A 21,286-nucleotide genomic window follows, 5' to 3' on the forward strand; every position below is an offset into this window, starting at 1 on the left:
GAAGACAGCCACTGAGAGGAAGTCGTGCACCATGAGATGAAGACGTTGCCCGGCGTCGCCACCGCGCAGTTCCGGTCGTTTGCAGCGAAGATTCCGCCGTTCTATGCATCGCTCGTCGTCACGATGCTGTCGGTGATGGTCGTGTTCGGTCAGCGCGCGCCCGCGTGGCTTGTGCTCGGCATGCCGTCGATCTTCATCGTGCTGCTCGTCTGGCGCGGCTGGTGGTGGGTCGTGCATCGCCATGACGACGTGACCGACGCCGAAGCGAGCCGCCATCTCGCCCGCGCGACGACCGTGCTGATCGTGAGCGCCCTCTTCGCAATGGGCGTGGACGTGATGCTGTTCGAATACGCCGACGTTCACGCGAAGTACTTCATCCTGATGCAGATCGTGGCATCGACGATGGCGGGTTTCTTCTGTCTGATGCATCTGCGCGCGGCGGCGGCGCTCGTCGCCTTCGCGATGATGCTGCCGTTCCTCGGCTTCATGCTGAGCATGGGCGATATCGGCGCGACGGCATCGGCGGTCGACATCGCGATCACCGTCGCGCTGATGAGCTATGTCATGTTCGGCTATCAGCGCGACTTCGCGAGCCTGATTCGTTCGGAGGCCGAAACAGCGGCATTGAGCAAGGAGAACGTGCGGCTCGCGAACCTCGACATGCTCACGGGTCTGCCTAACCGCCGGCAGTTCTTCGAGGAGTTGCAGTCGTCCATTGCGAATGCCGCCGCGACGAAGCGCACGGTGGCGGTGGGCGTCGTGGATCTCGACGGCTTCAAGCCCGTCAACGACACGCACGGGCACCGCGTCGGCGACCACGTGCTCGCGCAAATCGCGCGGCGCATCGAACGCATGACGACGGACGCCGCGTTGCTGGCGCGCGTGGGCGGCGACGAGTTCGCATTCATCGTCGTGGATGCGGACGAAGCCTCGCTGCAGGCATCCGCCGATGCGATCATTCAGGCGGTGAGCAGGCCCATCGCGGTCGGCAGCCTCGTGACATCGGTCGGATGCTCGATCGGCTTCGCGATGTATCCGCGCGCGGCAGCGACGGCCGATCTGCTCTACGAACGCGCCGACTACGCGCTCTATCATGCGAAGCGTTCGGGCCGTTCGCGCTCGGTCATGTTCTCGCTGGAACACGAGCAACTGTTGAAAGAGCAAGGCGCGGTCGAGCAGGCGTTGCGCAGCGCGAATCTTGCCGACGAGTTCTATCCGGTGTTTCAGCCTATCGTCGATGCATCGACGAACCGCACGCTCGCGCTCGAAAGCCTCGCGCGTTGGCAGAGTCCCGTGCTGGGCGCGGTGCCGCCGGGCACGTTCATTTCGGTGGCGGAGCAGGCGGGCATCATCGCGGATCTCACGCCCATTCTGTTGCAGAAGTCGCTTGCCGCAGCCGAGCTTTGGCCGGAAGACGTGGACCTTTCCTTCAACGTCTCGCCGTACGATATCGCGAGCGAAGCGCGTACGCGCCGGCTCATCGAGATCATTCAGGCAAGCCGCGTGTCGCCGCAACGCATCGCGATCGAGCTGACGGAAACCGCGCTAATGCACAGCTTCGCGCAGACGAACGCGAACATGGCGCTGCTTCAGAAGGTCGGCGTGCGCATTTCGCTCGACGACTTCGGCACCGGCTATTCGAGCCTCAGCTATGTGCACGCATTGCCCATCAACAAGCTGAAGATCGACAAGAGCTTTATCAGCGATATCGGGGCGAATCCGCGAAGCAGAAACATCGTGCGATCGCTCATCACGTTGTGTCACGACCTCGGCGTGACATGCATCATCGAAGGCGTCGAGACGACGGACCAGTTGCGGATCGTGCGCGAACTGGGCGGCGCGGCCATTCAGGGCTATTACTTCGCCAGGCCGATGCCGGCGGCCAGCGTGGATGCGTATTTGCGCGATTGCACCGCCGTTTGATGTGGTGGTGGCGCGCCAAGCACGCCGGACGCCTCTCCTTCTCTCTTTCGGTACGACGGTTGCTCACGTTAAGTGGACGAACGATCGACAGGAGGTACCGCGATGCTCAGTCAAGAGACGAAGGACATCGTCAAGGCGACCGCGCCTGTGCTCGCCGAGCACGGACTGCCCATCATCAAACGCTTCTATATCCGGCTATTCGAAGCGCACCCGGAACTGAAGAACGTTTTCAACATGGCGCACCAGGAGCAAGGCGAGCAGCAGACGGCGCTGGCGCGCGCCGTGTATGCGTATGCGGAGAACATCGAGAATCCTGAAAGCCTCGCGGCCGTGCTTCGCAACATATCGAACAAGCATGCGAGCCTCGACGTGCGGCCCGAGCACTATCCGATCGTCGGCGAACATCTGTTCGGCGCGATCAAGGACGTGTTGGGCGATGCGGCGACCGACGAGATCATCGGCGCGTGGGCACAGGCTTATCAGAACCTTGCCGATGTGCTGATCGCCATGGAGAAGGCGCTGCGCGAAAAGTCGTCCGAGGCCGCGGGCGGCTGGACAGGCTGGCGGCCGTTCATCGTGAAAGAGAAGCGCCCCGACAGCAGCGTGATTACTTCATTCGTTCTCGAACCCGCCGACGGTCAGCCCGTCATGAACTTCGAGCCGGGGCAGTATGTCAGCGTCGCGGTTGACGTGCCCGCGCTCAAGCTGCGTCAGATACGCCAGTACAGTCTCTCCGACATGCCGAACGGGCGGACGTATCGCATTTCCGTGAAGCGCGAAGACGGCGACGCCGCGCGGCCACCGGGCTATGTGTCGTCGCTGCTGGATCGTCATGTGGAAGTGGGCGACGAGATCTTGATCGCCGCGCCATACGGCACGTTCCATATCGACGTCGATGCAACGACGCCGATCGTGCTGATCAGCGGCGGCGTAGGTCTCACTCCGATGGTCAGCATGCTCAAGCGGGCGATTCAAAACCCGCACAGGCAAGTGGTATTCGTTCACGGCGCGCGCAATAGCGCGGTGCATGCCATGCGCGACCGGCTGAAGCAAACGGCTGCCACTCAGCCGAACTTCAAGGCATTGATCTATTACGACGACCCCTTGCCTACCGATGTCGAAGGCGAAGACTATGACCGCCGCGGATTCATCGACCTAAACGGCCTGAAGGACGAGATCCTGCTTTCCGAAGCCGATTACTACATCTGCGGCCCGATTCCGTTCATGCGCTTGCAGCACGACGCGCTGCGCAGGCTAGGCATCGACGAGGCGCGAATCCATTATGAGGTCTTCGGCCCCGATCTCTTTGCGGAGTGACGCACGGCGCGCGCGCCGTGCGCTTCGTTGATGCGCTTCGTTGATGCGCTTCGTTGATGCGCTTCGTTGATGCGCTTCGTTGATGCGCTTCAACGCACGAGGCAAGGCCGCTTGTTGTCGAACTTCCAGTTCGGGATGAGATATTGCATGGCGATGCCATCATCGCGCGCGCCGAGGCCGTGCTGCTGATACAGCGTGTGGGCCTTCTCGATCTCGTCCATATCCAGTTCGACGCCGAGGCCCGGCGTGCTCGGCACCTTCACCTTGCCGCCGACGATTTGCAGCGGATCGCGCGTCAGACGCTGGCCGTCCTGCCAGATCCAGTGCGTGTCGATCGCCGTGATCTTGCCCGGCGCGGCGGCCGCGACGTGCGTGAACATCGCGAGGGACACGTCGAAGTGATTGTTCGAATGCGAGCCCCATGTCAGGCCCCAGTCGTTGCACATCTGCGCCACGCGCACGGAGCCTTGCATCGTCCAGAAGTGCGGATCGGCTAGCGGAATATCCACCGACTGCAATTGAATGGCGTGGCCCATCTGACGCCAGTCCGTCGCGATCATGTTCGTCGCAGTCGGCAGGCCCGTCGCGCGGCGGAACTCGGCCATCACTTCGCGGCCCGAATAGCCGTTCTCCGCGCCGCACGGGTCTTCCGCGTAGGCCAGCACGTCGTGCTGATCGCGGCACAGGCGAATGGCTTCCGCGAGCGACCACGCGCCGTTCGGATCGAGCGTCACGCGCGCATCCGGGAAACGTTCGGCGAGCGCCGTCACGGCCTCGATCTCCGCATCGCCGGCGAGCACGCCGCCTTTCAGCTTGAAGTCGTTGAAACCGTAACGCGCCTGCGCCGCTTCCGCGAGCCGCACCACCGCTTCCGGCGTCAGCGCGACTTCGGTGCGCAGGCGCTCCCAGTCGTCCTTGCCGTCCTCGCCGGATGCGTAAGGCAGATCGGTGCGATTGCGATCGCCGATATAGAACAGATAGCCGAGCATCTCCACTTCGTCGCGTTGCTGGCCTTCGCCGAGCAGCGCCGCGACCGGCACGCCGAGATGCTGGCCGAGCAGATCGAGCAATGCCGCTTCCAGCGCGGTGACGGCGTGGATGGTCGTGCGCAGATCGAAGGTTTGCAGGCCGCGACCGCCCGCATCGCGGTCGGCGAACTGCGTGCGCACGCGATTGAGCACTGCCTGCATGTTGCCGATGGACTGGCCCACGACAAGCGCACGCGCGTCGTCGATGGTCTTGCGGATGTTCTCGCCGCCCGGCACTTCGCCCACGCCCGTATTGCCCGCGCTGTCCGTGAGAATCACGATATTGCGTGTGAAGAACGGCGCATGCGCGCCCGACAGGTTCATCAGCATGCTGTCGCGCCCCGCAACGGGAATCACGCGCAATTCGGTAACGGTGGGCGTCGCGTTGACGCGAGTCGAAGTCATGGACATATGCGAAATACCATCGGTTGATTTGAACAATGCGCGCGTCGTGTGAATCCGACGGCGGCTTGCTTCGGTTTCCTAACTTTATGCTTATTCCATGCGTTCATTCGGTCAGCTGGAAGCGTTCGATCTTGCCGACGACGAACACGTAGCAGACGATCGCAATCAACGCATTCGCGCTCACGAAGACGAGCGCCGCCGCGAACGAGCCGGTTCCCTGCACGAGATAGCCGATGACGATAGGCGTCGTGATGCCCGCCGTATTGCCGAAGGTGTTGAAGAGCGCCGCGCACAGGCCGCTCGCCTGCTTCGGCGCGGTGTCGGATACGACGGCCCAGCCGAGCGCGCCGATGCCCTTGCCGAAAAACGCCGCCGCCATGATGCCGATCACGAGCCACTGATTATCGACGTAGTTGCACGCGATCATGCAGGTCGAGAGCAGCAGGCCGACGACGATCGGCACCTTGCGCGCGGTGCTCGTCGAGAAGCCGTGCTTCATCAGCCGGTCCGACACCACGCCGCCCAGCAGACCGCCGAGAAAACCGGCGATGGCCGGAATGGATGCGACCACGCCCGCCTTCAGGATCGACATATGCCGTTCCTGCACGAGATAGATCGGGAACCAGGTCAGGAAGAAATACGTGAGCGTCGTGATGCAGTACTGCGCGATGAATACGCCGAGCATCATGCGGCTCTTGAGCAACTGCGCGAGCGCATGACGGCCATGCGTGCTGCCGTTCTGCGTATGCGTATGGCTTTGCGCGGCGCGACGTTCCTTCGCCACTTGCCGGTCTTCGAGGTCGACCATTGCGCCGTTGTCGGCGATGTAGCGAATCTCGGCCTCGTTCGCGAGCGGATGCTGACGCGGCGCGTAGATGGTCTTCAACCACAGGCCGGCGACGAGCATGCCCAGCGCGCCCATCGCATAGAAGACATGCGGCCAGCCGTAAGCGTGCGTGATCCAGCCCATGATGGGCGAGAAGAGCACGGTCGCGAAGTACTGAGCCGAATTGAACATGGCCGATGCCGTGCCGCGCTCGGCCGTCGGGAACCACGTCGCCGTCAGGCGCGCGTTGCCCGGAAACGCGGGCGCTTCCGCCGCGCCGACGAGAAAGCGCATCAGGAAAAGCGTGGCGAACGCGACGCCGACCGGCAAGGCGGCCACGAACCCCTGCACCGCGGTGAGCAACGACCAGAAGAAGATGCTGAATGCGTAGACGCGCTTGGACCCGAAGCGGTCCAGCAGCCAGCCGCTCGGAATCTGCGCGATCACATAGGCCCACGCGAACGACGAAAAGATATAGCCCATCTCGACCGTCGAGATGTGCAGCGCTTTCTGAATGGACGAACCCGTGATGGAGATGGTCGCGCGGTCCGCGTAGTTGATCGTCGTGACGAGAAAGAGCATGAAGACGATCAGGAACCGCGCCTTGCTGCGTCCCGCGTAGCTCGAAGTCTGACTGTCCGCGCTGGCCGGTCGTTCGCCCAGTTGGTCCGCGGCTATCGAAGTCGCAGTCCGTTGTATGCCTCGCTCCATCGTCGTCTCCGGCTAAGTTGTGCGATGTCTCATCGTTAGCGAAGCATATGTTAGCGCAAACATCGCCGAAATCCGGGTTTTCCCGCTGCGCAGACATACGACGTCTTATTTCGACGATCGTTCGGACGTGAGTCTCCGAGGCTACAATCGAGCGAAACTAGGGGACTCGAATGGAAGAGAGTTACGCGCCGGCGAAGCTCGGTTCGACAGAAGCCAACGACAGCGTGACGCTGGAAGACGTCGCGCGTCTGGCGGGCGTCACCGCAATGACCGTCTCGCGCACGCTCAAGCGCCCCGAACTCGTTCGCGAGGAAACGCGCCAGCGCGTGATGGATGCCGTGCGCGCCACCGGCTACGTGCCGAACCTGCTGGCGGGCGCGCTTGCGACTAACAAGAGCCATCTGATCGCCCTCTTGCTGCCGACCATCGCCACGTCGATTTTCACGGACATGGTTCAGAGCCTGATGGCGACGCTCGCGCCTGCCGGCTATCAAACGTTGCTCGGCCTGACCGACTATCTTCCGGAGCGCGAGGAGCAGCTTGTCGAAACGCTGCTCGGGCGACGGCCCGACGCCATCGTCCTGACGGGCACCGAGCATTCGCCGCTCACGCGGGAACGGCTGCGGAGGACGAAGGTGCCGATCATCGAGATATGGGACCTGACCGACGACCCTATCGACATGCTGATCGGCTTCTCGCACGAGGCAGTCGGCGTCGAAGTCGCGCGCCATCTGCTCGCGAAGGGCTATCGGCGGTTCGCGGTCTTGTCGGCCGACGACCCGCGCGGCGTGCGGCGAAGCATGAGCCTGATCGATGAACTGAAGCGCCACGGAACCAGCGACGTACCCATAGAAGTGCTGCCCGCTCCGGCCACGCTCCAGACCGGGCGCGAAGGGTTCGCTCGACTGCTGGACCGCGGCTTGCCTGACGTCATCGTGTGCAGCACGGACACGCTCGCGCAGGGGATTCTCGCCGAGGCAGCGAAGCGCGGCATCGCCATTCCTCGCGACGTAGCCGTGATGGGCTTCGGCGATCTGAGCACCGCGGCGCATGTCCATCCTTCGCTGTCGACGGTGCGCATCGACGGCGCGTCGATCGGCAGACTGGCGGCCGACGCGCTCGTGAACAGGCTGGACGGAAGGCACCCCGCGCAACCGGCACTGAGGGTCGACACGGGGTTTGCGATCATCGACCGCGAGAGCGCTTGACGTTCGGGCCGCAAGCACTCATTGGCGAACCGGCAGCGTCACGCCTCGACCGATGCGCGGCTTCGCTGGACGATCTGATTGTCCTTGCCCTGGACCAGCGGCGTCAGCCTGAAATCGAACTCGATTTCCTTATAGTCGTCGGCTTTCAGGCCCAGCGCTTTGCCGCCCGTTTTTTCGACGACATGCGGGATCAGGTCTTCTCGCGTGGCATAAGCGAAGTCGTCCCATATCAACGGATCGCCTTCGATATTGATCTGAGTCGTCAGCTTGCGGCAGTTGTCCGCAGTCACGAAGAAGTGAACATGCGCGGGGCGATTGCCATGCCGGCCGAGCGCGTTGAGCAAATGCTGCGTCGAACCTTGCGGCGGGCAGCCATAACCCACTGGCATCAGCGTGCGGAATTCGTACTTGCCCTCGCTATCCGTCTTCACCGCGCCACGCAGATTGAAGTCGCTCTGTGCGCCAGTCGGATCGAAGTGCGAATAGAAGCCCTTCGAATTGGCATGCCAGCATTCGACGAGAGCGTTCGCGAGCGGCTTGCCATCCGGTCCCGTGACCGTGCCGCGAATGACGAGCGGACCCGCGTTCTCATCCGCGTCGAGGTCGATCTTCGCCACGCCATCGCGCACCGGCGCGCCGGCCACATACAGCGGGCCTTCGATGGTGCGCGGCGTGCCGCCGTTCAGCTCCGCCTCGCGGTCTTCGGCATCCATGCGAATGTCGAGGTACTTCTCGAGTCCGAGGCCCGCCGCCAGCAAAGCCGCTTCGCCGTCCTGGCCGAGCTTGTTCAGATAATTGACGCCGGCCCAGATCTCATCGGGCGTCATGTCGAGATCGTCGATCGCCTTGAATAAATCACTCAGCAAGCGATGCGTGATTTGCTTTGCACGCGCATTGCCGCCATCGCCCGCGAGATTCGCCGCCGCCTTCAGCAAGCCTTGCACTTCCTCGCTCTGAAATACCTTGACGCTCATGATTCATGTCTCCGTTCGTATGGGAATTTGAATTTGGCTTTGATGCTCAAGCGTCGTCGTCTCTCACGGACGACGGATGGCGACACAACGGCGTCACCGAAATCTTCATGTAGGGGAAGAGCGGCAATGCAGTGAGAATGTCGTGCAGCTCGGCATTGCTTTCGACATCGAAGATGCTGAAATTGGCGTACTCTCCGGCAAGACGCCAGATGTGGCGCCACTTGCCGCTGCGCTGAAGCCCCTGCGAATAGGCCTTTTCTCGCGCCTTGATCTCGTCGGCGACATGAGCGGGCATGTCAGCCGGAATATTCACATCCATTCGAACGTGGAACAGCATCGCTCTTGTCCTCTCAACGGGTGACTTTCATGAGGCCATCGCGCGTGAAGCGCTCGACCACTGCTTCGTTCAGTTCAATGCCGAGGCCCGGGCCGTCGGGTACGGTCAGTTCGAAATCGCGGTATTCCAGCGGTTTCGTCGAGATTTCCTCGGTCATGAGCAAGGGGCCGAATAGCTCGGTGCCCCACTGCAAGTTTGCAAAGGTCGAGAACACCTGCGCCGATGCGACCGTGCTGAAGGCGCCTTCGAGCATCGTGCCGCCATACAGTTCGATGCCGGCGGCATCGGCAATAGCGGCCACGCGCTGCGCCGCGAAGAGGCCGCCGCTCTGCTCTATCTTGATGGCGAATACGTCAGCGCCATCGTTCTTCGCAATCTCGAACGCGCTGTCCGGGCCTTGAAGTATTTCATCGGCCATCAATGCAACCGAAAAGCGGCGCGTGAGGCGTGCCATCGCGGCGGGCGATGCAACGGGTTGCTCGACGAGCTCGCAGCCTGCATCGGCGAGCGCGGGAATGGCGCGCGCCGCCTGCGTCTCGCTCCACGCCATGTTGACATCGACGCGCACGGCCGCGGCATCGCCCAGTTCGCGCTTGATGGCCGCGACGTGCGCGATGTCGTCCTCGATCGCCTTGGCGCCGATCTTCAGCTTGAAGATATTGTGGCGTCGCGTTTCGAGCATCGTGTGGGCTTCCGCGATATCGCGCGCCGTATCGCCCGAAGCCAGCGTCCATGCGACCGGCAGACGATCACGGCGGCGGCCGCCGAGCAGTTCGCTCACCGGCACGCCGAGGCGCTTGCCGTGCGCATCCAGCAACGCCGTTTCCAGCGCGCTCTTGGCGAAGTGATTCAGCTTCACGAGCTTGCCGAGATGCGCCATCAATGCCTGTATGCGCGTCGCGTCGCGGCCGATAGCAGCCGGTGCCAGATAAGCATCGACTGCCAGTTTCATGGACTCGGGACTCTCCGGGCCATAGGCCATGCCCGCGATGGTCGCGCCTTCGCCGATGCCGACAACGCCATCGCTGCAAAACACCTTGACGAGCATCAGCGTCTGCCCGTGCATCGTGGCGACGGAGAGCTTGTGCGGGCGTATCGTCGGTAAGTCGACGAGGCGCGTTTCTATGCGCTCGATGTTAGTGGTACGAATCATTTTGTGATCTCTGTTCATGCATTGAGCAACGCACGCAGTGAAACAGCGGTGTCGCGCAGGGCTGCGATGTCGAGCCGCGTGCCTGCCGCGAGCAGCCGCTTGCACGCGCCCATGTCACGGCCCGCATTGACGGCAGCGACGGCGGCAAGCGCGCCCGCCTCATTCAGCGCAAGCACGCAGAACGAACCCGCCGACGGATCGCCGCGCAGAATCATCGTATGAGTCGCATCGAAGATGCCGAGCGTTTGCACGTTGCAGTCGTACTGATCCGACCACAGCCACGGCGTTTCCGCGTAGCGCTCCTCTGCGCCGAGCATGTTGGCCGCCGCGATGGCGGGCTGATTCTCTGCGACCTGCCACGATTCGACGCGCACGTGCCGCTTCAATAGCGGATTGAAATGCATCGTGACCTCGCCCGCCGCGAAGATCGAAGGATCATCGGTCCGGCATTGCTCGTCCACGACGATACCGTTGTTCACCGCGAGCCCCGCCGCTTGCGCGAGTTCCACGTTCGGCACCACGCCGATACCCACCACGACGATATCTGCATCGATATCGCCGCGATCGGTCTCGACGATTGCATGCTCTGCGCCGCGCCTTACGGCCAGAGGCTTCGTGCGCAGCCGCATGTCCACGCCTTTCGCGCGATGCAGCGCATGCAGGAAGTCGGCCACTTCGCGCGGCATCGAGCGCATCAGCAAGCGCTCCGCAGGTTCGACGAGCGTGACCGCGCAACCGGTCTTGATCGCAGAAGCCGCGACTTCGAGTCCGATAAAGCCGCCGCCGAGCACCGCCACGCGTGTGCCCGGTTGCAACGCCGCCCGCAACGCGCGCGCATCATCGACGGTGCGAACATAGTGCAGCTTGACGCCCTCATCGACATGACCGGGAAACGGCCGCACGCGCGAGCCCGTCGCCAGCAGCAAGCGCTCGTATTCGATGCGCGCGCCATCGCTTAGGGCGACGCATTGGGCCTCACGATCGATCGCCTCCACGCGCATGCCGAGCCGCATATCGACGCGTTGTGCGTCGTACCATGCGGCATCGCGAATGAAAATGCGGCGCTCGCCTTCTTCCGACAGCAGCGCGGCTTTCGAGAGTTCGGGGCGGTCGTAGGGCAAGGCACGCTCATCGCCGATCATCACGATGTGCGCATCCGCATCGCGCGCTCGCAGCGTTTCGGCCGCACGGCGCGCGGCGTGTCCGCCGCCGACGATCACATAAGGCTTACTCGACATGTATCTCGACCTGTCCATCGACGATGCGAATCGGATAGCTGCGCACGGCTTCGGTGACCGGCGCGCAACGCGGCGCGCCGCTGCGGATATCGAATAGCCCTTGATGCAGCGGACATTCCACGCACCCATCTTCGACGAAGCCTTCCGACAGCCGCGCGTGACCATGCGTGCAGAGGTCGTGCAGCGCGAAGACTTCATCGCCGATGCGGAAGACGGCCACCGGCTTGTCGTTCGCGACGACCGCCGCGGGCTCGCCCTCGGTGAAGTCGTCGAGCTTGCCGATGGCGTGCCATGCATTCGTCAGTTGTTCCATGTTGCGCTCCTCAAATCGGCGTGGCGAGCAGCGTCTGCACGCGCGACGTGTCGTAGATCACGCGCTTGGCCCGATAGCGCAGGCCATCCGCCGTGCGCACGACCTTGTCGAAATACCGGCCCGCCTGATAGACGTTCGACTCGCCATTGCTGCGCGTCTGGATCACCACGTAGTTGCTTTCCGTTTCGATCACGCCGTCTTCGTCGCGCGTGACGGTAAGCCCGGACGTCATATGCCGGTAGCTATGCTCCTCGTAGATATTCGCGTGACGCAGCGACACCACGCGGTCGCGCAGCATCCTCTGATTCGTGCAGTGGATGATGCCAACCGGCAAGCCCATGTCCGCGTTCTCTTTCGGCACGATCTCGTAGAGACAGTCCTCGGTAAAGAGCGTCGGCCACGCTTCGAGCCTGTCGTTATCGAGCGCGTTGATGTATTGGTCCTGCAACATGTGCAGTTCGAACCACAGCTTCATCTGTTCCATGCGTCGCCTCGCCGCTCAATAGCCCATGAGTTTCTGATAACCGACCCAGAACTTGCGGATCAGACTTTCGGTAATGACCGTGTCCTGCTGATCGGGATTGCCGCGCGACATCTCGATGACCGACGTCGCATCCGCATCGCGCACGGTGCCGCGCTGCACGAGCTCGGTGGCTTCGGTGTCTTCCATCGAGATATAGCCGGCGGGCCCCACGAGATTGGCCTGCTTGATACGCAGCGCACGCAGCTCGGGCGTGTCGTCCGCATAGCCGAAGAAGTGGAAGATCAGCTCGAAGCTGTTCGGCCCTTTCGGCAGCAACTGACGCGCGACCAGCGTGTTGTGAATCTGCTGGATGACGAGTTGCGGGAAGATCGGCTGAATGTGGTTCGTCGTGTCTTCTTCGTATTCGGAGACGAGGCCGAGAATGGAGTCGTCTTCTAGCGCGAAGCCCTCATCGAACGAGCGGATGTTCTGCTGCTTGTATGCCGACGACGTGTCCTCGCCGGTCTTCGTCACGGTGATGATGCTATGCAGACCATGCGTCGCGTCCGGGATCGAACGCGCCTTCATGCCGACGCGAAAGATGTTGAACGTGGTGTGAAACAGATGCAGCATGCTTGCGTGATACGGGTCCTTCACGTTCTCGAAGTACAGCTTCCAGTTCGACTTCGAATACTGACGCGTGCAACCGAGATACTCGATCGGCTTGTGAAAGATGCGGTCGATCCACGGGCGCATCTCTGCGCCGAGATAGTCGGGCAGCGGCGCGACGTCGTCGCTGAACGAGGCGAACACAAGGCCCTTGTAGCTATCGACGCGCAGTTTGCGCAGGCTGTGGTTCTTCGGGTCGAAGTCGGCGGGCATGCCCGTCATGCCCTTCTGGCCGCGCCTGAACGGCACGCCGAGCAAGTTGCCGCTGTTGTCGAAGCTCCACTGGTGATAGACGCAGGTGTGCGATGTCGCGTTGCCGCGCGCTTTGCGGCACACGGATGCGCCGCGATGCGCGCAGCGGTTGACCCATGCGGCGAGCCCGCCGTCTTCGAGCCGTGTCACGACGACGGGCGTATCGCCCACGAACGTGCTCTTGTAATCGCCTGCATTTGGGATTTCGGCTTCCAGCGCCACGAAGTTCCAGGTCGGACCGCGAAAGATGCGTTCCTGCTCGCGGTCGTACACCGCTTGAGAACTGAAGACCTTGTAAGGCACGCGCGAGCCGTCGTCGCGCGGAAAGTGAACATGGTCCGATTCGGTCGGACCTTGAGGGCGAAATACCAGTTCAGCCGTTTCCACGGATGTTCTCCTGTGCGGGGGCGCCGTAATCGATGCGTCACGGTGTCAGCGCATTTTTGGAGAGACAAAATGGCGGGTCTATCCACCAAAAGCGCCGCTCTTTCACGTACTATCCAAAAACGGCGGCTTTATTCATCGGGTCTCGCAGGACGCGAACGGCCCGGTGCGGACCTGCGTTTACCCGTATTCCATGACCCCGACTGTGCTCACGCCCGACGCCTTACGCAGCTATCGGCTCTTCGAATCGAGCGATCTCGACGAGACGCGCGACCTCATCTCGCGCGTGATGCAGCCGCATGTGCTGGTGCCATCGGGGAAGGATCGCGGACCTGCGTACATGGATTTCGTGAAGCTCGGGCGGCTCGGTCTCGGCGCAATATCGTTCGGCGCGTCCATGCGCGTGGACGTCGAATCCGTCGACGGCTACTATCTTCTGATGTTCTGCCTCCGCGGCCATGCGCAGGTGCGCACGCTGAACGCGACGCTCGACGTCGATCATCAGAATGCGGTGCTGTGCGCGCCGGGTCAGCCGTTCGACGCGTGGTTATCGCCCGATTGCGAACAGTTCGTGCTTCGCATGGATGCCGAGGTGTTCGAGAAAGCGAGTCACGATGCCGGCGCGCTGTTGTCGCCGCGCCTGTCCATCGACAGTCCAGCCCTTCGCGGATGGATGCAGCAGTTGCGCGCGCTGACGGGGTCATCGGCGCTGCTCGAGAGCGCCCGCTCGAACGGGCAGATCGCCGGACATATGGAAGCGCTGCTCATCGATCTGCTGACGTGCTCGTTGCCGAGTGCGCCGGTTTCTCCGGTTACGCACCCGGCCCTCGCGCCTGCGTTCGTGAAGCGTGCCGAAGAGTTCGTCCGCGCGCATGCAGGCGAGCCGTTGCAACTGGAAGACATCGCGCGAGCGGCTGGCGTATCGCCGCGCACGTTGCGCGAGCGGTTTCAGATTGCGCGCGGCATGAGCCCGATGCAGTTCGTGCGCAAGGTCCGCATGGAACAGGCGCGCGCTGCACTGCTGGCGGCTGGCCCGCGCGCGCGTATCGCGGATATCGCGCTCGCGTGCGGGTTTCTGCATCTGGGCCGCTTCTCGATTGCGTATGCGGAGGCTTTCGGTGAATCGCCCTCCGAGACGCTGCGCAAGCGCGCTGCACGCTGAAGGGCTGTCATCGCCAGGACGCGACAGTAGGGGGAAAAGCGGCGCGAGATATAGTTAAGGATACCGAACGATCTGCCGCCGCGATCAACGCGACCTCAACTCCGCGGCACCAATCCGAGCGGCTTCGCTTCGCCGGGCGCATCGGACGTCAAAGGCTCCGGGGCTTTTTTCGGCTTCAGTCCTTCGCCGAGCGTGGTGCCGTTCGATTTGCGACGAGCCGCGTGCCGCTCGATCACGCGTTGCAGCAAGCAGAACGCGCACAGCAACGCGCCGATGACAATGCGCGTCCACCACGAACTGAGCGTGCCATCGAACGTAATCAGCGTCTGAATGGTGCCTAGAATGCCGACGCCGAACACCGAGCCGATCACATAACCCACGCCGCCCGTGAGCAGCGTTCCGCCGATCACCGTCGCGGCGATGGCGTCGAGTTCCATGCCCTGCCCTTGCAGCCCGTATCCAGAAAGCACATAGAGCGTGAAGACCACGCCGCCGAGCGCCGAACAGAAGCCGCTCAGCGCATACACGCAGACCTTGGTGCGCGCGACCGGCAAGCCCATCAGCAACGCCGAGCGTTCGTTGCCGCCGACCGCATACACGTTGCGGCCGAAGCGCGTGAAGTGCGCGACGAAGATCGCCACCAGCAGCGTCGCGACAGCGACGAGCGCGCCCGCCGTGACCGACGCCCCGCCGACATCCACATGAAAACCGGAGAGCGCGTGGAAAGTAGGATCGTTGATCGTGATGGATTGCGTCGTGATCAAGAAGCAGGCGCCGCGCGCGAGGAACATGCCCGCCAGTGTCACGATGAACGGCTGCAACTTGAAGAAGTGAATGAGCGCGCCCATGGCGGCGCCGTAGAGCGCGCCCGCCGCGAGCACCAGCGGCACGATCACCCACACCGGCCAATGCAGCTTCTCGGCGAAGACGGCGCACAGAATGGTGGTCAGCGCGACAACCGAGCCCACCGACAGATCGATGCCGCCCGACACGATGACGAAGGTCATGCCGATGGCGACGATCAGCAGGAACGCGTTGTCGATCAAAAGGCCGAGCAAGACTTGCAGTGAGAAGAAGCCGGTGTACATCACCGAACCGAAGCCGAAAAGCGCGGCGAACAGCACGATGGTGATGACGATGGGCAATACGCGCGGGTCCGTCACGCGGTCGAACACATTTCTCATTTCGATGACTCCGCGAGCGGCTGTTTCGATGCGACCGGGAACACGCGCTTCAACTGACGCATGAGCACAGTGCGCGCAGTGGCCGATTGAATGACGCTCACCACCAGCACGACCGCCGCCTTCACGACGAGCGTCGCTTCGGGCGGCACGCCGATGGAATACGTCGTGTAAGTGAGCGTCTGGATGATGAGCGCACCGAGCACGGTGCCGGCGAGACTGAAGCGCCCGCCGAGCAACGACGTGCCGCCGAGCGTGACGGCGAGGATCGCATCGAGTTCGAGCAGCAGGCCGGCGTTGTTACCGTCGGCGCTGCGCACGTTCGAACTGGCGAGCACGCCTGCCATCGCGGCCGCAAGGCCCGAGAACGCATACACGCCGAACACGATCATGCTCGAACGCAAACCGACGAGCCTCGTCGCGACCGGATTGACGCCGATAGCCCGAATGAACAAGCCGAGCGCCGTGCGGTTGACCAGCAGCGCAGTCAGCGCCAGTGCGCCGCACGCGACCCACACGGAACACGGCACGCTCGCGAGATAGCCGCCACCGACGAGCAGATAACCCTTCGCGCCGATGGGGATGATTTGTCCGCCCGTCAGCAACTGCGCGACGCCGCGTCCCGCGACCATCAGAATGAGCGTCGCGATGATCGGCTGCATGCCGATGAACGCCACCAGCAAGCCGTTCCACATGCCGCCGAGCACGCCGACTCCCAGCGCCGCCGCGATGGCGAGCGGCACGCGCGATGGATCATCGGCGAGAATCGTGGCTGCGGTCGCGCCTGCAATGGCGACGATCGCGCCTACGGAGATGTCGATGCCTCTCGTCGCGATCACGAGCGTCATGCCGAGCGACACGAGCACGAGCGGCGCCGCGCGATTCAGAATGTCGATGGGCGCGCCGAACAGATGGTCGTCGAGCATCGTGATGGACAGGAAGTTCGCGTTGTGCGAAAGATCGAGCACGCATAGCGCGATCAGCGTCAGGCACGGCCACACGAGCGGATGTTGAGACATTGCCTTGATCGTGTTCATTCCGAGCCTCCCGCGATGAGCCGGTACACGTCATCTTCGGACGCGGTATGGCCCGCGACTTCGGCGACCTTGCGTCGATCGCGCAGCACCGCGATCCGGTGACTCACGCGCACGACCTCGCTCACTTCCGACGAGATGAAGAGAATGGAAAGGCCCTTCGCGCAGAGCGCGAGCACGCGGTCCATGATTTCGAACTTCGCGGCCACGTCGATGCCGCGCGTCGGCTCGTCGAGAATCAGCATCTTCGGTTCGGTCGCGAGCCAGCGCGCAAGCAGCACCTTCTGTTGATTGCCGCCCGATAACAGGCCGATGGGCTGCTCCGCGTCGCGCGCCTTGATGCCGAACTGCTGGATATAACGGTTGGCGATCTCGCGCTGCTTCGCCTTGCCGATGCAGCGCCACAGTCCGCGCCGCGCCTGCACCGCGAGGATGATGTTCTCGCGTATGGAAAGATCCGCGACGATGCCTTCCTTCTTGCGGTCTTCGGGACAGTAGCCCATGCCGTGACGCACCGCATCGCGCGGCGAATGCAGCTTCACGGTCTTGCCGCCGATACGCGTGGCGCCCGCATCCGAACGTTCCGCGCCGAACAGCAACCGCGCCGTTTCGGTGCGGCCCGAGCCCAGCAGACCGGCGAGGCCTAGTATCTGTCCAGGCTGCACATCGATATCGACGGGATTCATCACGCCTCGCCGGGCCACGCCGCGCATCTCCAGAAACGGCGGCACGCTGCTCTGCTCTGCGGGCGCTTCCGTCGCCGCGCGTTCCAGCCGCTCGGTCATGCGCTCATGGCCGACCATCTTCGAGACGAGCAGTTCGACAGGCAGGTCCTTGGCGAGATATTCGCCTTCGCGCTCGCCGTTGCGCATGACGGTGATGCGGTCGGATATCGCGTAGGTCTGTTCGAGAAAGTGCGTGACGAAGAGGATCGCGAGCCCGGAATCGCGCAGTTTGCGCAGCACGTCGAAGAGCCGCGTGACTTCGCCGTCGTCGAGACTGGATGTGGGTTCGTCGAGAATGAGCACGCGCGCATCGACCGACAGCGCCCGCGCGATCGCCACCATCTGCTGCACGGCGATGGGATACGTATCGAGCGACTTGGTGACGTCCACCGTGACGTTGAGTTCGGCAAGCGCCGCTTGCGCGCGCGCGTGGATCGTTCGCCAGTCGATTGCGCCGCGCCGCTTCGGTTGTCGGCCCGCGAACATGTTCTCGGCCACCGACAAGTTCGGGCACAGATTCACTTCCTGATACAGCGTCTGAATGCCGGCCGCTTCCGCTTCGAGCGGCGCGGTGAAGCGCACCGGTTCGCCGCCGAGCCGGATCTCGCCGGCGTCGGGCTCGTGCACGCCGGTGAGCACGTTGATGAGCGTCGATTTGCCGGCGCCGTTCTGCCCCATGAGCGTGTGCACCTCGCCGGGAAACAAACGGAAGCGCACGTCATGCAACGCGCGCACGCCGGGAAAAGACTTCGACAGGCCGATCGTTTCGAGCACGGGAGCGTCGGTCATGGAGAGCGCCGGCTAGAGGGAAGGATGGTCCATCGCGCGGCCGAACGCCTGCGCGATGGACGCGCACGCATTTAGTACTTGCGCTGCGGAAGAGTCTGCGCGGCCACGCTCATCGGGAAGATGGTTTCTTCCGTCACGATGCGCTTGGGCAATTGCTTGCCCGCGACGATATCCTTCACGGCGGTCATCAACTGCGGCCCGAGCAGCGGACTGCATTCGACGTCCACATTGATCTTGCCGGCGATCATCGCCTCGAAGCCGCCCTTGGTGGCGTCGAACGAAACGACGGTCACGTCCTTGCCGGGCTTCATGCCGGCCTCTTCCATCGCCTGAATCGCGCCGAGCGCCATGTCGTCGTTATGCGCGTAGACCACGTTGATTTGCTTGCCGTAGGTCTTCACGAACGCTTCCATGACCTGCTTGCCGCCCGCGAGCGTGAAGTCGCCGCTTTGCGAAGCGATGACCTTGAACTTCGGGTCGTTCTTGATGACTTCCAGCAGACCCGCGCGCCGGTCATTGGCCGGAGCCGAGCCGACCGTGCCCTGCAATTCCACGATATTGATCGGCCCTTTCTCGTTCTTATAGTGATCTTCCAGCCACTTTCCGCCACGACGACCTTCTTCGAGGAAGTCCGAGCCGATCATCGTCACATAGAGCGACTTGTCTTTCACATCGATATTGCGGTCCGTGAGGATGACCGGGATCTTGGCGTTCTTGGCTTCGACGAGAATGGGCTCCCATCCGGATTCGACGACCGGAGAGAACGCGATGACATCCACTTTCTGGGCGATATACGAGCGGATCGCCTTGATCTGATTTTCCTGCTTCTGCTGGGCATCGGAGAACTTGAGGTTGATGCCCGCGTCCTTGGCGGCCGTTTTCACGGAGACGGTATTGGCGGTCCGCCATGCGCTTTCCGCGCCGACCTGCGCGAAGCCCAGCGTGATCTGCTTGCCCTCGGCGTGTGCGCTCATGCCCGCGGCAAACAACAGGACCGAACCAAGCATTGCGCTCAGCACCGTGCGTCGGGTCTGTTTCATTATCGTCTCCTGATGGATCATTTTTGCCGCGGCTCTAGGTCCGGGGTCCTGGACTCAGGATTGAGTCCTGCGCAAGATTAGTCTGACGACGCATGCGGGTCCAATCACTTATTCGGCCTCGAGGATACCAAGACTGATATCAGGGAAAACACGGTTAATAGGCTTCGTGTATTGCTTATTGATTGCGAAGCTTCTAAGTAAATGCTGGCTTCGTCGGCGAGTTTTATCCCACGTTTTGGAATTCGCTATTTGCCTGCGCCAGTGGCGGGAATGCACGTTAGCACGAGGACGCCGTCGGTCTCGTCGACGGCGCTTACCGACGCCTCGTGAGTCTCTCCGTTTCCGCATGACCATCTGGCGACGAAAGCGGTTTTGCAATGTCGTCTGGTTCGGAGGGGTGCGGGCAATGCGACGGGGTACTGGCATGTTTCCGTCGAGTTGCAGTGCGATGCGAGGTCGGAGGTCGCGTCTAAAGCTCGGAAGGCACAGGTTCCGTTATATGAGCCGGATTCGATTTGTATCGAGGCCGCCGCCGAGGTTGTGCTTGCTGGGAGTAGAACGCCGAGCAAAACGAATGTGCTTTTTACCCGGATCATTAGAGCTCCGGCTAGGCGTGGGTATGTGCTCCCAACTAACTTCTACCTGGTAACTCTAGGTTACGAATGCACACCGTAAAAGGCAACCCGGCGCTTTACGACTGCCGAGGCTGGTTAAGACGCTAAGTTCCGGGACTCGGAACGCAGAGCGGACCATTGAGGTAATCATTGGCAACAACATTTGCGCCGACTGCCTGTTCTCCGCTCGCGCAGCTGATCGAAGCCGCGTCGATCGACGCGACGGACGCTCATGCGTTAAGCGAAGGCAACCGGCCAATCCGCAGCCGGCGCTTCCCCTTTCCGTCAGTCGAGCTGCATGCACGCAGCATGCAGACTATCCAACCGTCGAGCGGCATCCGCGACATACGGATTCGTCTCGTCCCACGCATACCCGGCCAGCACCGCGCTGACCATGCGTCGAATCACAGGCGTCTGATTCGGTGCAAAGATGATGTCCTGCAGCTTGCCGGAATACCAGCGCTCAACGAACGCGCGGAACGTGTCGATGCCACGGCGTAATGGCACGTCGTATTGCGCATGCCAGTCGATAGCTTCGCCATTCAATTGACGGTCCAAGGTCTGAACGGCGAGATGCGCCGAACGCAAAGCAATGGTCACGCCCGACGAAAACACCGGATCGAGGAACTCGCCCGCGTTGCCGAGTAGCGCATACCCGTCGCCGTGCAGCGTCTCGACGTTCGCGGAATAGCCGCCGATATGCCGCACCGGCATCAGGAAAGGCGCATTGCCGATCAAGCGGTTCAGCGTCGGTTCGCTTTGAATCAGCGAACGCAGCTTCTGCTCGCGCTCGGCTTCATCGACGTCGAGGAAGGCCGCTTCGGCCACGCAGCCCACGGACGACCGCCCATTCGCGAGCGGGATCATCCAGTACCACACGTCGCGATGCTCGGGGTGCACGGCCACGGTGATCTTGCTGCGATCGTGCGCCTCGACCGGAATGCCGTCGCGCACATGCGTGAAGATAGCCGCGCGCGTGGCAAGGCGCGTCGGCGCTTCGAGGTCGAGCAGCCGCGGCAGCACGCGTCCGAAGCCGCTTGCGTCGAGCACGAAGCGCGCGTGCACTTGATATTGCGTACCGGCTTCGTCGACGACATCGAGCACCGGCGCATCGCCCGTCTTCATGGCGAGCACCGTGTGACCAAAGCGCACGTCGGCGCCCTGCTCCATCGCACAGCGGATGAGCAGGTCGTCGAACACGGCTCGTTCGACCTGATACGTCGTGCCCCATCCGCCGGAATGTTTGTCGCGGAAGTCATAAGCCGCCGCCTGATCGCGATACACGAATTGCGCGCCGTTCTTGTACTGAAAGCCCGCTTCGACGACCGCGCGCAGCATGCCCGCCTCCTCGAGATACGCCATGCTTTGCGGCAAGAGACTTTCGCCGATAGAGAAGCGCGGGAAATGCTGGCGCTCGAGCACCAACACGGATCGCCCGGCTCTACGCAGCAGCGCGGCAGCGACCGCGCCCGACGGTCCCGCGCCGATGATGGCGACATCGACTACAGCGTTCATCGAACTTTCTTTGTGCATCTTCTAC

18 protein-coding genes are annotated in these 21,286 nt (G+C 62.7%); 4 read left to right on the forward strand and 14 right to left on the reverse strand.

Annotation, left to right across the window (positions count from 1 at the left end):
- Positions 1–36 precede the first annotated feature (36 nt).
- A complete protein-coding gene (locus NCR34_RS18430) occupies positions 37–1,923 on the forward strand; it encodes a putative bifunctional diguanylate cyclase/phosphodiesterase (protein ID WP_250500843.1) in 1,887 nt (628 codons plus the stop codon).
- A gap of 102 nt (positions 1,924–2,025) precedes the next feature.
- Positions 2,026–3,240, forward strand: a complete 1,215-nt coding sequence (hmpA, locus tag NCR34_RS18435; protein WP_250500844.1) for an NO-inducible flavohemoprotein — start codon at positions 2,026–2,028, stop codon at positions 3,238–3,240.
- An 89-nt stretch (positions 3,241–3,329) separates the two neighbouring features.
- Here the strand turns inward: hmpA and gudD are convergent, their stop codons facing one another.
- Both gudD and NCR34_RS18445 read right to left on the reverse strand, forming a co-directional pair.
- Positions 3,330–4,673 (reverse strand): glucarate dehydratase, encoded by a 1,344-nt coding sequence (gene gudD, locus NCR34_RS18440; RefSeq protein WP_502800106.1) that lies wholly within the window; start codon positions 4,671–4,673, stop codon positions 3,330–3,332.
- A 103-nt stretch (positions 4,674–4,776) separates the two neighbouring features.
- On the reverse strand, positions 4,777–6,210 hold the full coding sequence (locus NCR34_RS18445; protein WP_284506606.1) for an MFS transporter: 1,434 nt from the start codon (positions 6,208–6,210) through the stop codon (positions 4,777–4,779).
- Positions 6,211–6,380: 170 nt separating this feature from the next.
- Between NCR34_RS18445 and NCR34_RS18450 the strand changes: the two genes are divergently transcribed.
- A complete protein-coding gene (locus NCR34_RS18450) occupies positions 6,381–7,418 on the forward strand; it encodes a LacI family DNA-binding transcriptional regulator (protein WP_250500846.1) in 1,038 nt (345 codons plus the stop codon).
- Between the two features lie 38 nt (positions 7,419–7,456).
- Here NCR34_RS18450 and catA read toward each other — a convergent pair whose 3' ends face one another.
- The 7 genes from catA to andAc are packed head-to-tail and all read right to left on the reverse strand — an operon-like array spanning position 7,457 to position 13,204.
- A complete protein-coding gene (gene catA, locus NCR34_RS18455) occupies positions 7,457–8,392 on the reverse strand; it encodes a catechol 1,2-dioxygenase (protein WP_250500847.1) in 936 nt (311 codons plus the stop codon).
- A gap of 46 nt (positions 8,393–8,438) precedes the next feature.
- Positions 8,439–8,729, reverse strand: coding sequence for a muconolactone Delta-isomerase (catC, locus tag NCR34_RS18460; RefSeq protein WP_175942180.1), 291 nt, complete (start codon positions 8,727–8,729; stop codon positions 8,439–8,441).
- Positions 8,730–8,742: 13 nt separating this feature from the next.
- On the reverse strand, positions 8,743–9,882 hold the full coding sequence (locus NCR34_RS18465) for a muconate/chloromuconate family cycloisomerase (RefSeq protein WP_284506607.1): 1,140 nt from the start codon (positions 9,880–9,882) through the stop codon (positions 8,743–8,745).
- 14 nt (positions 9,883–9,896) lie between these two features.
- Positions 9,897–11,120, reverse strand: coding sequence for an anthranilate 1,2-dioxygenase system ferredoxin--NAD(+) reductase (gene andAa, locus NCR34_RS18470; RefSeq protein ID WP_250500848.1), 1,224 nt, complete (start codon positions 11,118–11,120; stop codon positions 9,897–9,899).
- On the reverse strand, positions 11,110–11,433 hold the full coding sequence (andAb, locus tag NCR34_RS18475; protein ID WP_175942182.1) for an anthranilate 1,2-dioxygenase ferredoxin subunit AndAb: 324 nt from the start codon (positions 11,431–11,433) through the stop codon (positions 11,110–11,112). Before andAb ends, andAa begins: the two co-directional genes overlap by 11 nt.
- Before the next feature lie 10 nt (positions 11,434–11,443).
- On the reverse strand, positions 11,444–11,917 hold the full coding sequence (gene andAd, locus NCR34_RS18480) for an anthranilate 1,2-dioxygenase small subunit AndAd (protein ID WP_250500849.1): 474 nt from the start codon (positions 11,915–11,917) through the stop codon (positions 11,444–11,446).
- A gap of 15 nt (positions 11,918–11,932) precedes the next feature.
- Positions 11,933–13,204 carry an anthranilate 1,2-dioxygenase large subunit AndAc gene (gene andAc / locus NCR34_RS18485; RefSeq protein WP_248323026.1) on the reverse strand — a complete coding sequence of 424 codons (1,272 nt, stop codon included), beginning with the start codon at positions 13,202–13,204 and terminating at the stop codon, positions 11,933–11,935.
- A 190-nt stretch (positions 13,205–13,394) separates the two neighbouring features.
- Here andAc and andR point away from each other — a divergent pair, with 190 nt between their 5' ends.
- Positions 13,395–14,363, forward strand: coding sequence for an anthranilate 1,2-dioxygenase regulatory protein AndR (andR, locus tag NCR34_RS18490; RefSeq protein WP_250500850.1), 969 nt, complete (start codon positions 13,395–13,397; stop codon positions 14,361–14,363).
- Positions 14,364–14,458: 95 nt separating this feature from the next.
- Here the strand turns inward: andR and yjfF are convergent, their stop codons facing one another.
- From yjfF to NCR34_RS18515, 5 genes are all read right to left on the reverse strand, one after another.
- The gene (gene yjfF / locus NCR34_RS18495; RefSeq protein ID WP_250500851.1) at positions 14,459–15,547 is read right to left on the reverse strand and encodes a galactofuranose ABC transporter, permease protein YjfF; all 1,089 of its coding nucleotides are present in this window, start codon (positions 15,545–15,547) and stop codon (positions 14,459–14,461) included.
- Positions 15,544–16,581, reverse strand: coding sequence for an ABC transporter permease (locus tag NCR34_RS18500; protein WP_250500852.1), 1,038 nt, complete (start codon positions 16,579–16,581; stop codon positions 15,544–15,546). The genes yjfF and NCR34_RS18500 overlap by 4 nt, the downstream gene beginning before the upstream one ends.
- Positions 16,578–18,092 carry a sugar ABC transporter ATP-binding protein gene (locus tag NCR34_RS18505; protein ID WP_250500853.1) on the reverse strand — a complete coding sequence of 505 codons (1,515 nt, stop codon included), beginning with the start codon at positions 18,090–18,092 and terminating at the stop codon, positions 16,578–16,580. Before NCR34_RS18505 ends, NCR34_RS18500 begins: the two co-directional genes overlap by 4 nt.
- Before the next feature lie 71 nt (positions 18,093–18,163).
- Positions 18,164–19,099 carry an ABC transporter substrate-binding protein gene (locus NCR34_RS18510; RefSeq protein WP_248323310.1) on the reverse strand — a complete coding sequence of 312 codons (936 nt, stop codon included), beginning with the start codon at positions 19,097–19,099 and terminating at the stop codon, positions 18,164–18,166.
- Positions 19,100–20,031: 932 nt separating this feature from the next.
- The gene (locus NCR34_RS18515) at positions 20,032–21,279 is read right to left on the reverse strand and encodes an NAD(P)/FAD-dependent oxidoreductase (RefSeq protein ID WP_250500854.1); all 1,248 of its coding nucleotides are present in this window, start codon (positions 21,277–21,279) and stop codon (positions 20,032–20,034) included.
- Positions 21,280–21,286 lie beyond the last annotated feature (7 nt).

It is taken from the genome of Caballeronia sp. GAWG1-5s-s, assembly GCF_023631445.1.
GTDB lineage: Bacteria > Pseudomonadota > Gammaproteobacteria > Burkholderiales > Burkholderiaceae > Caballeronia.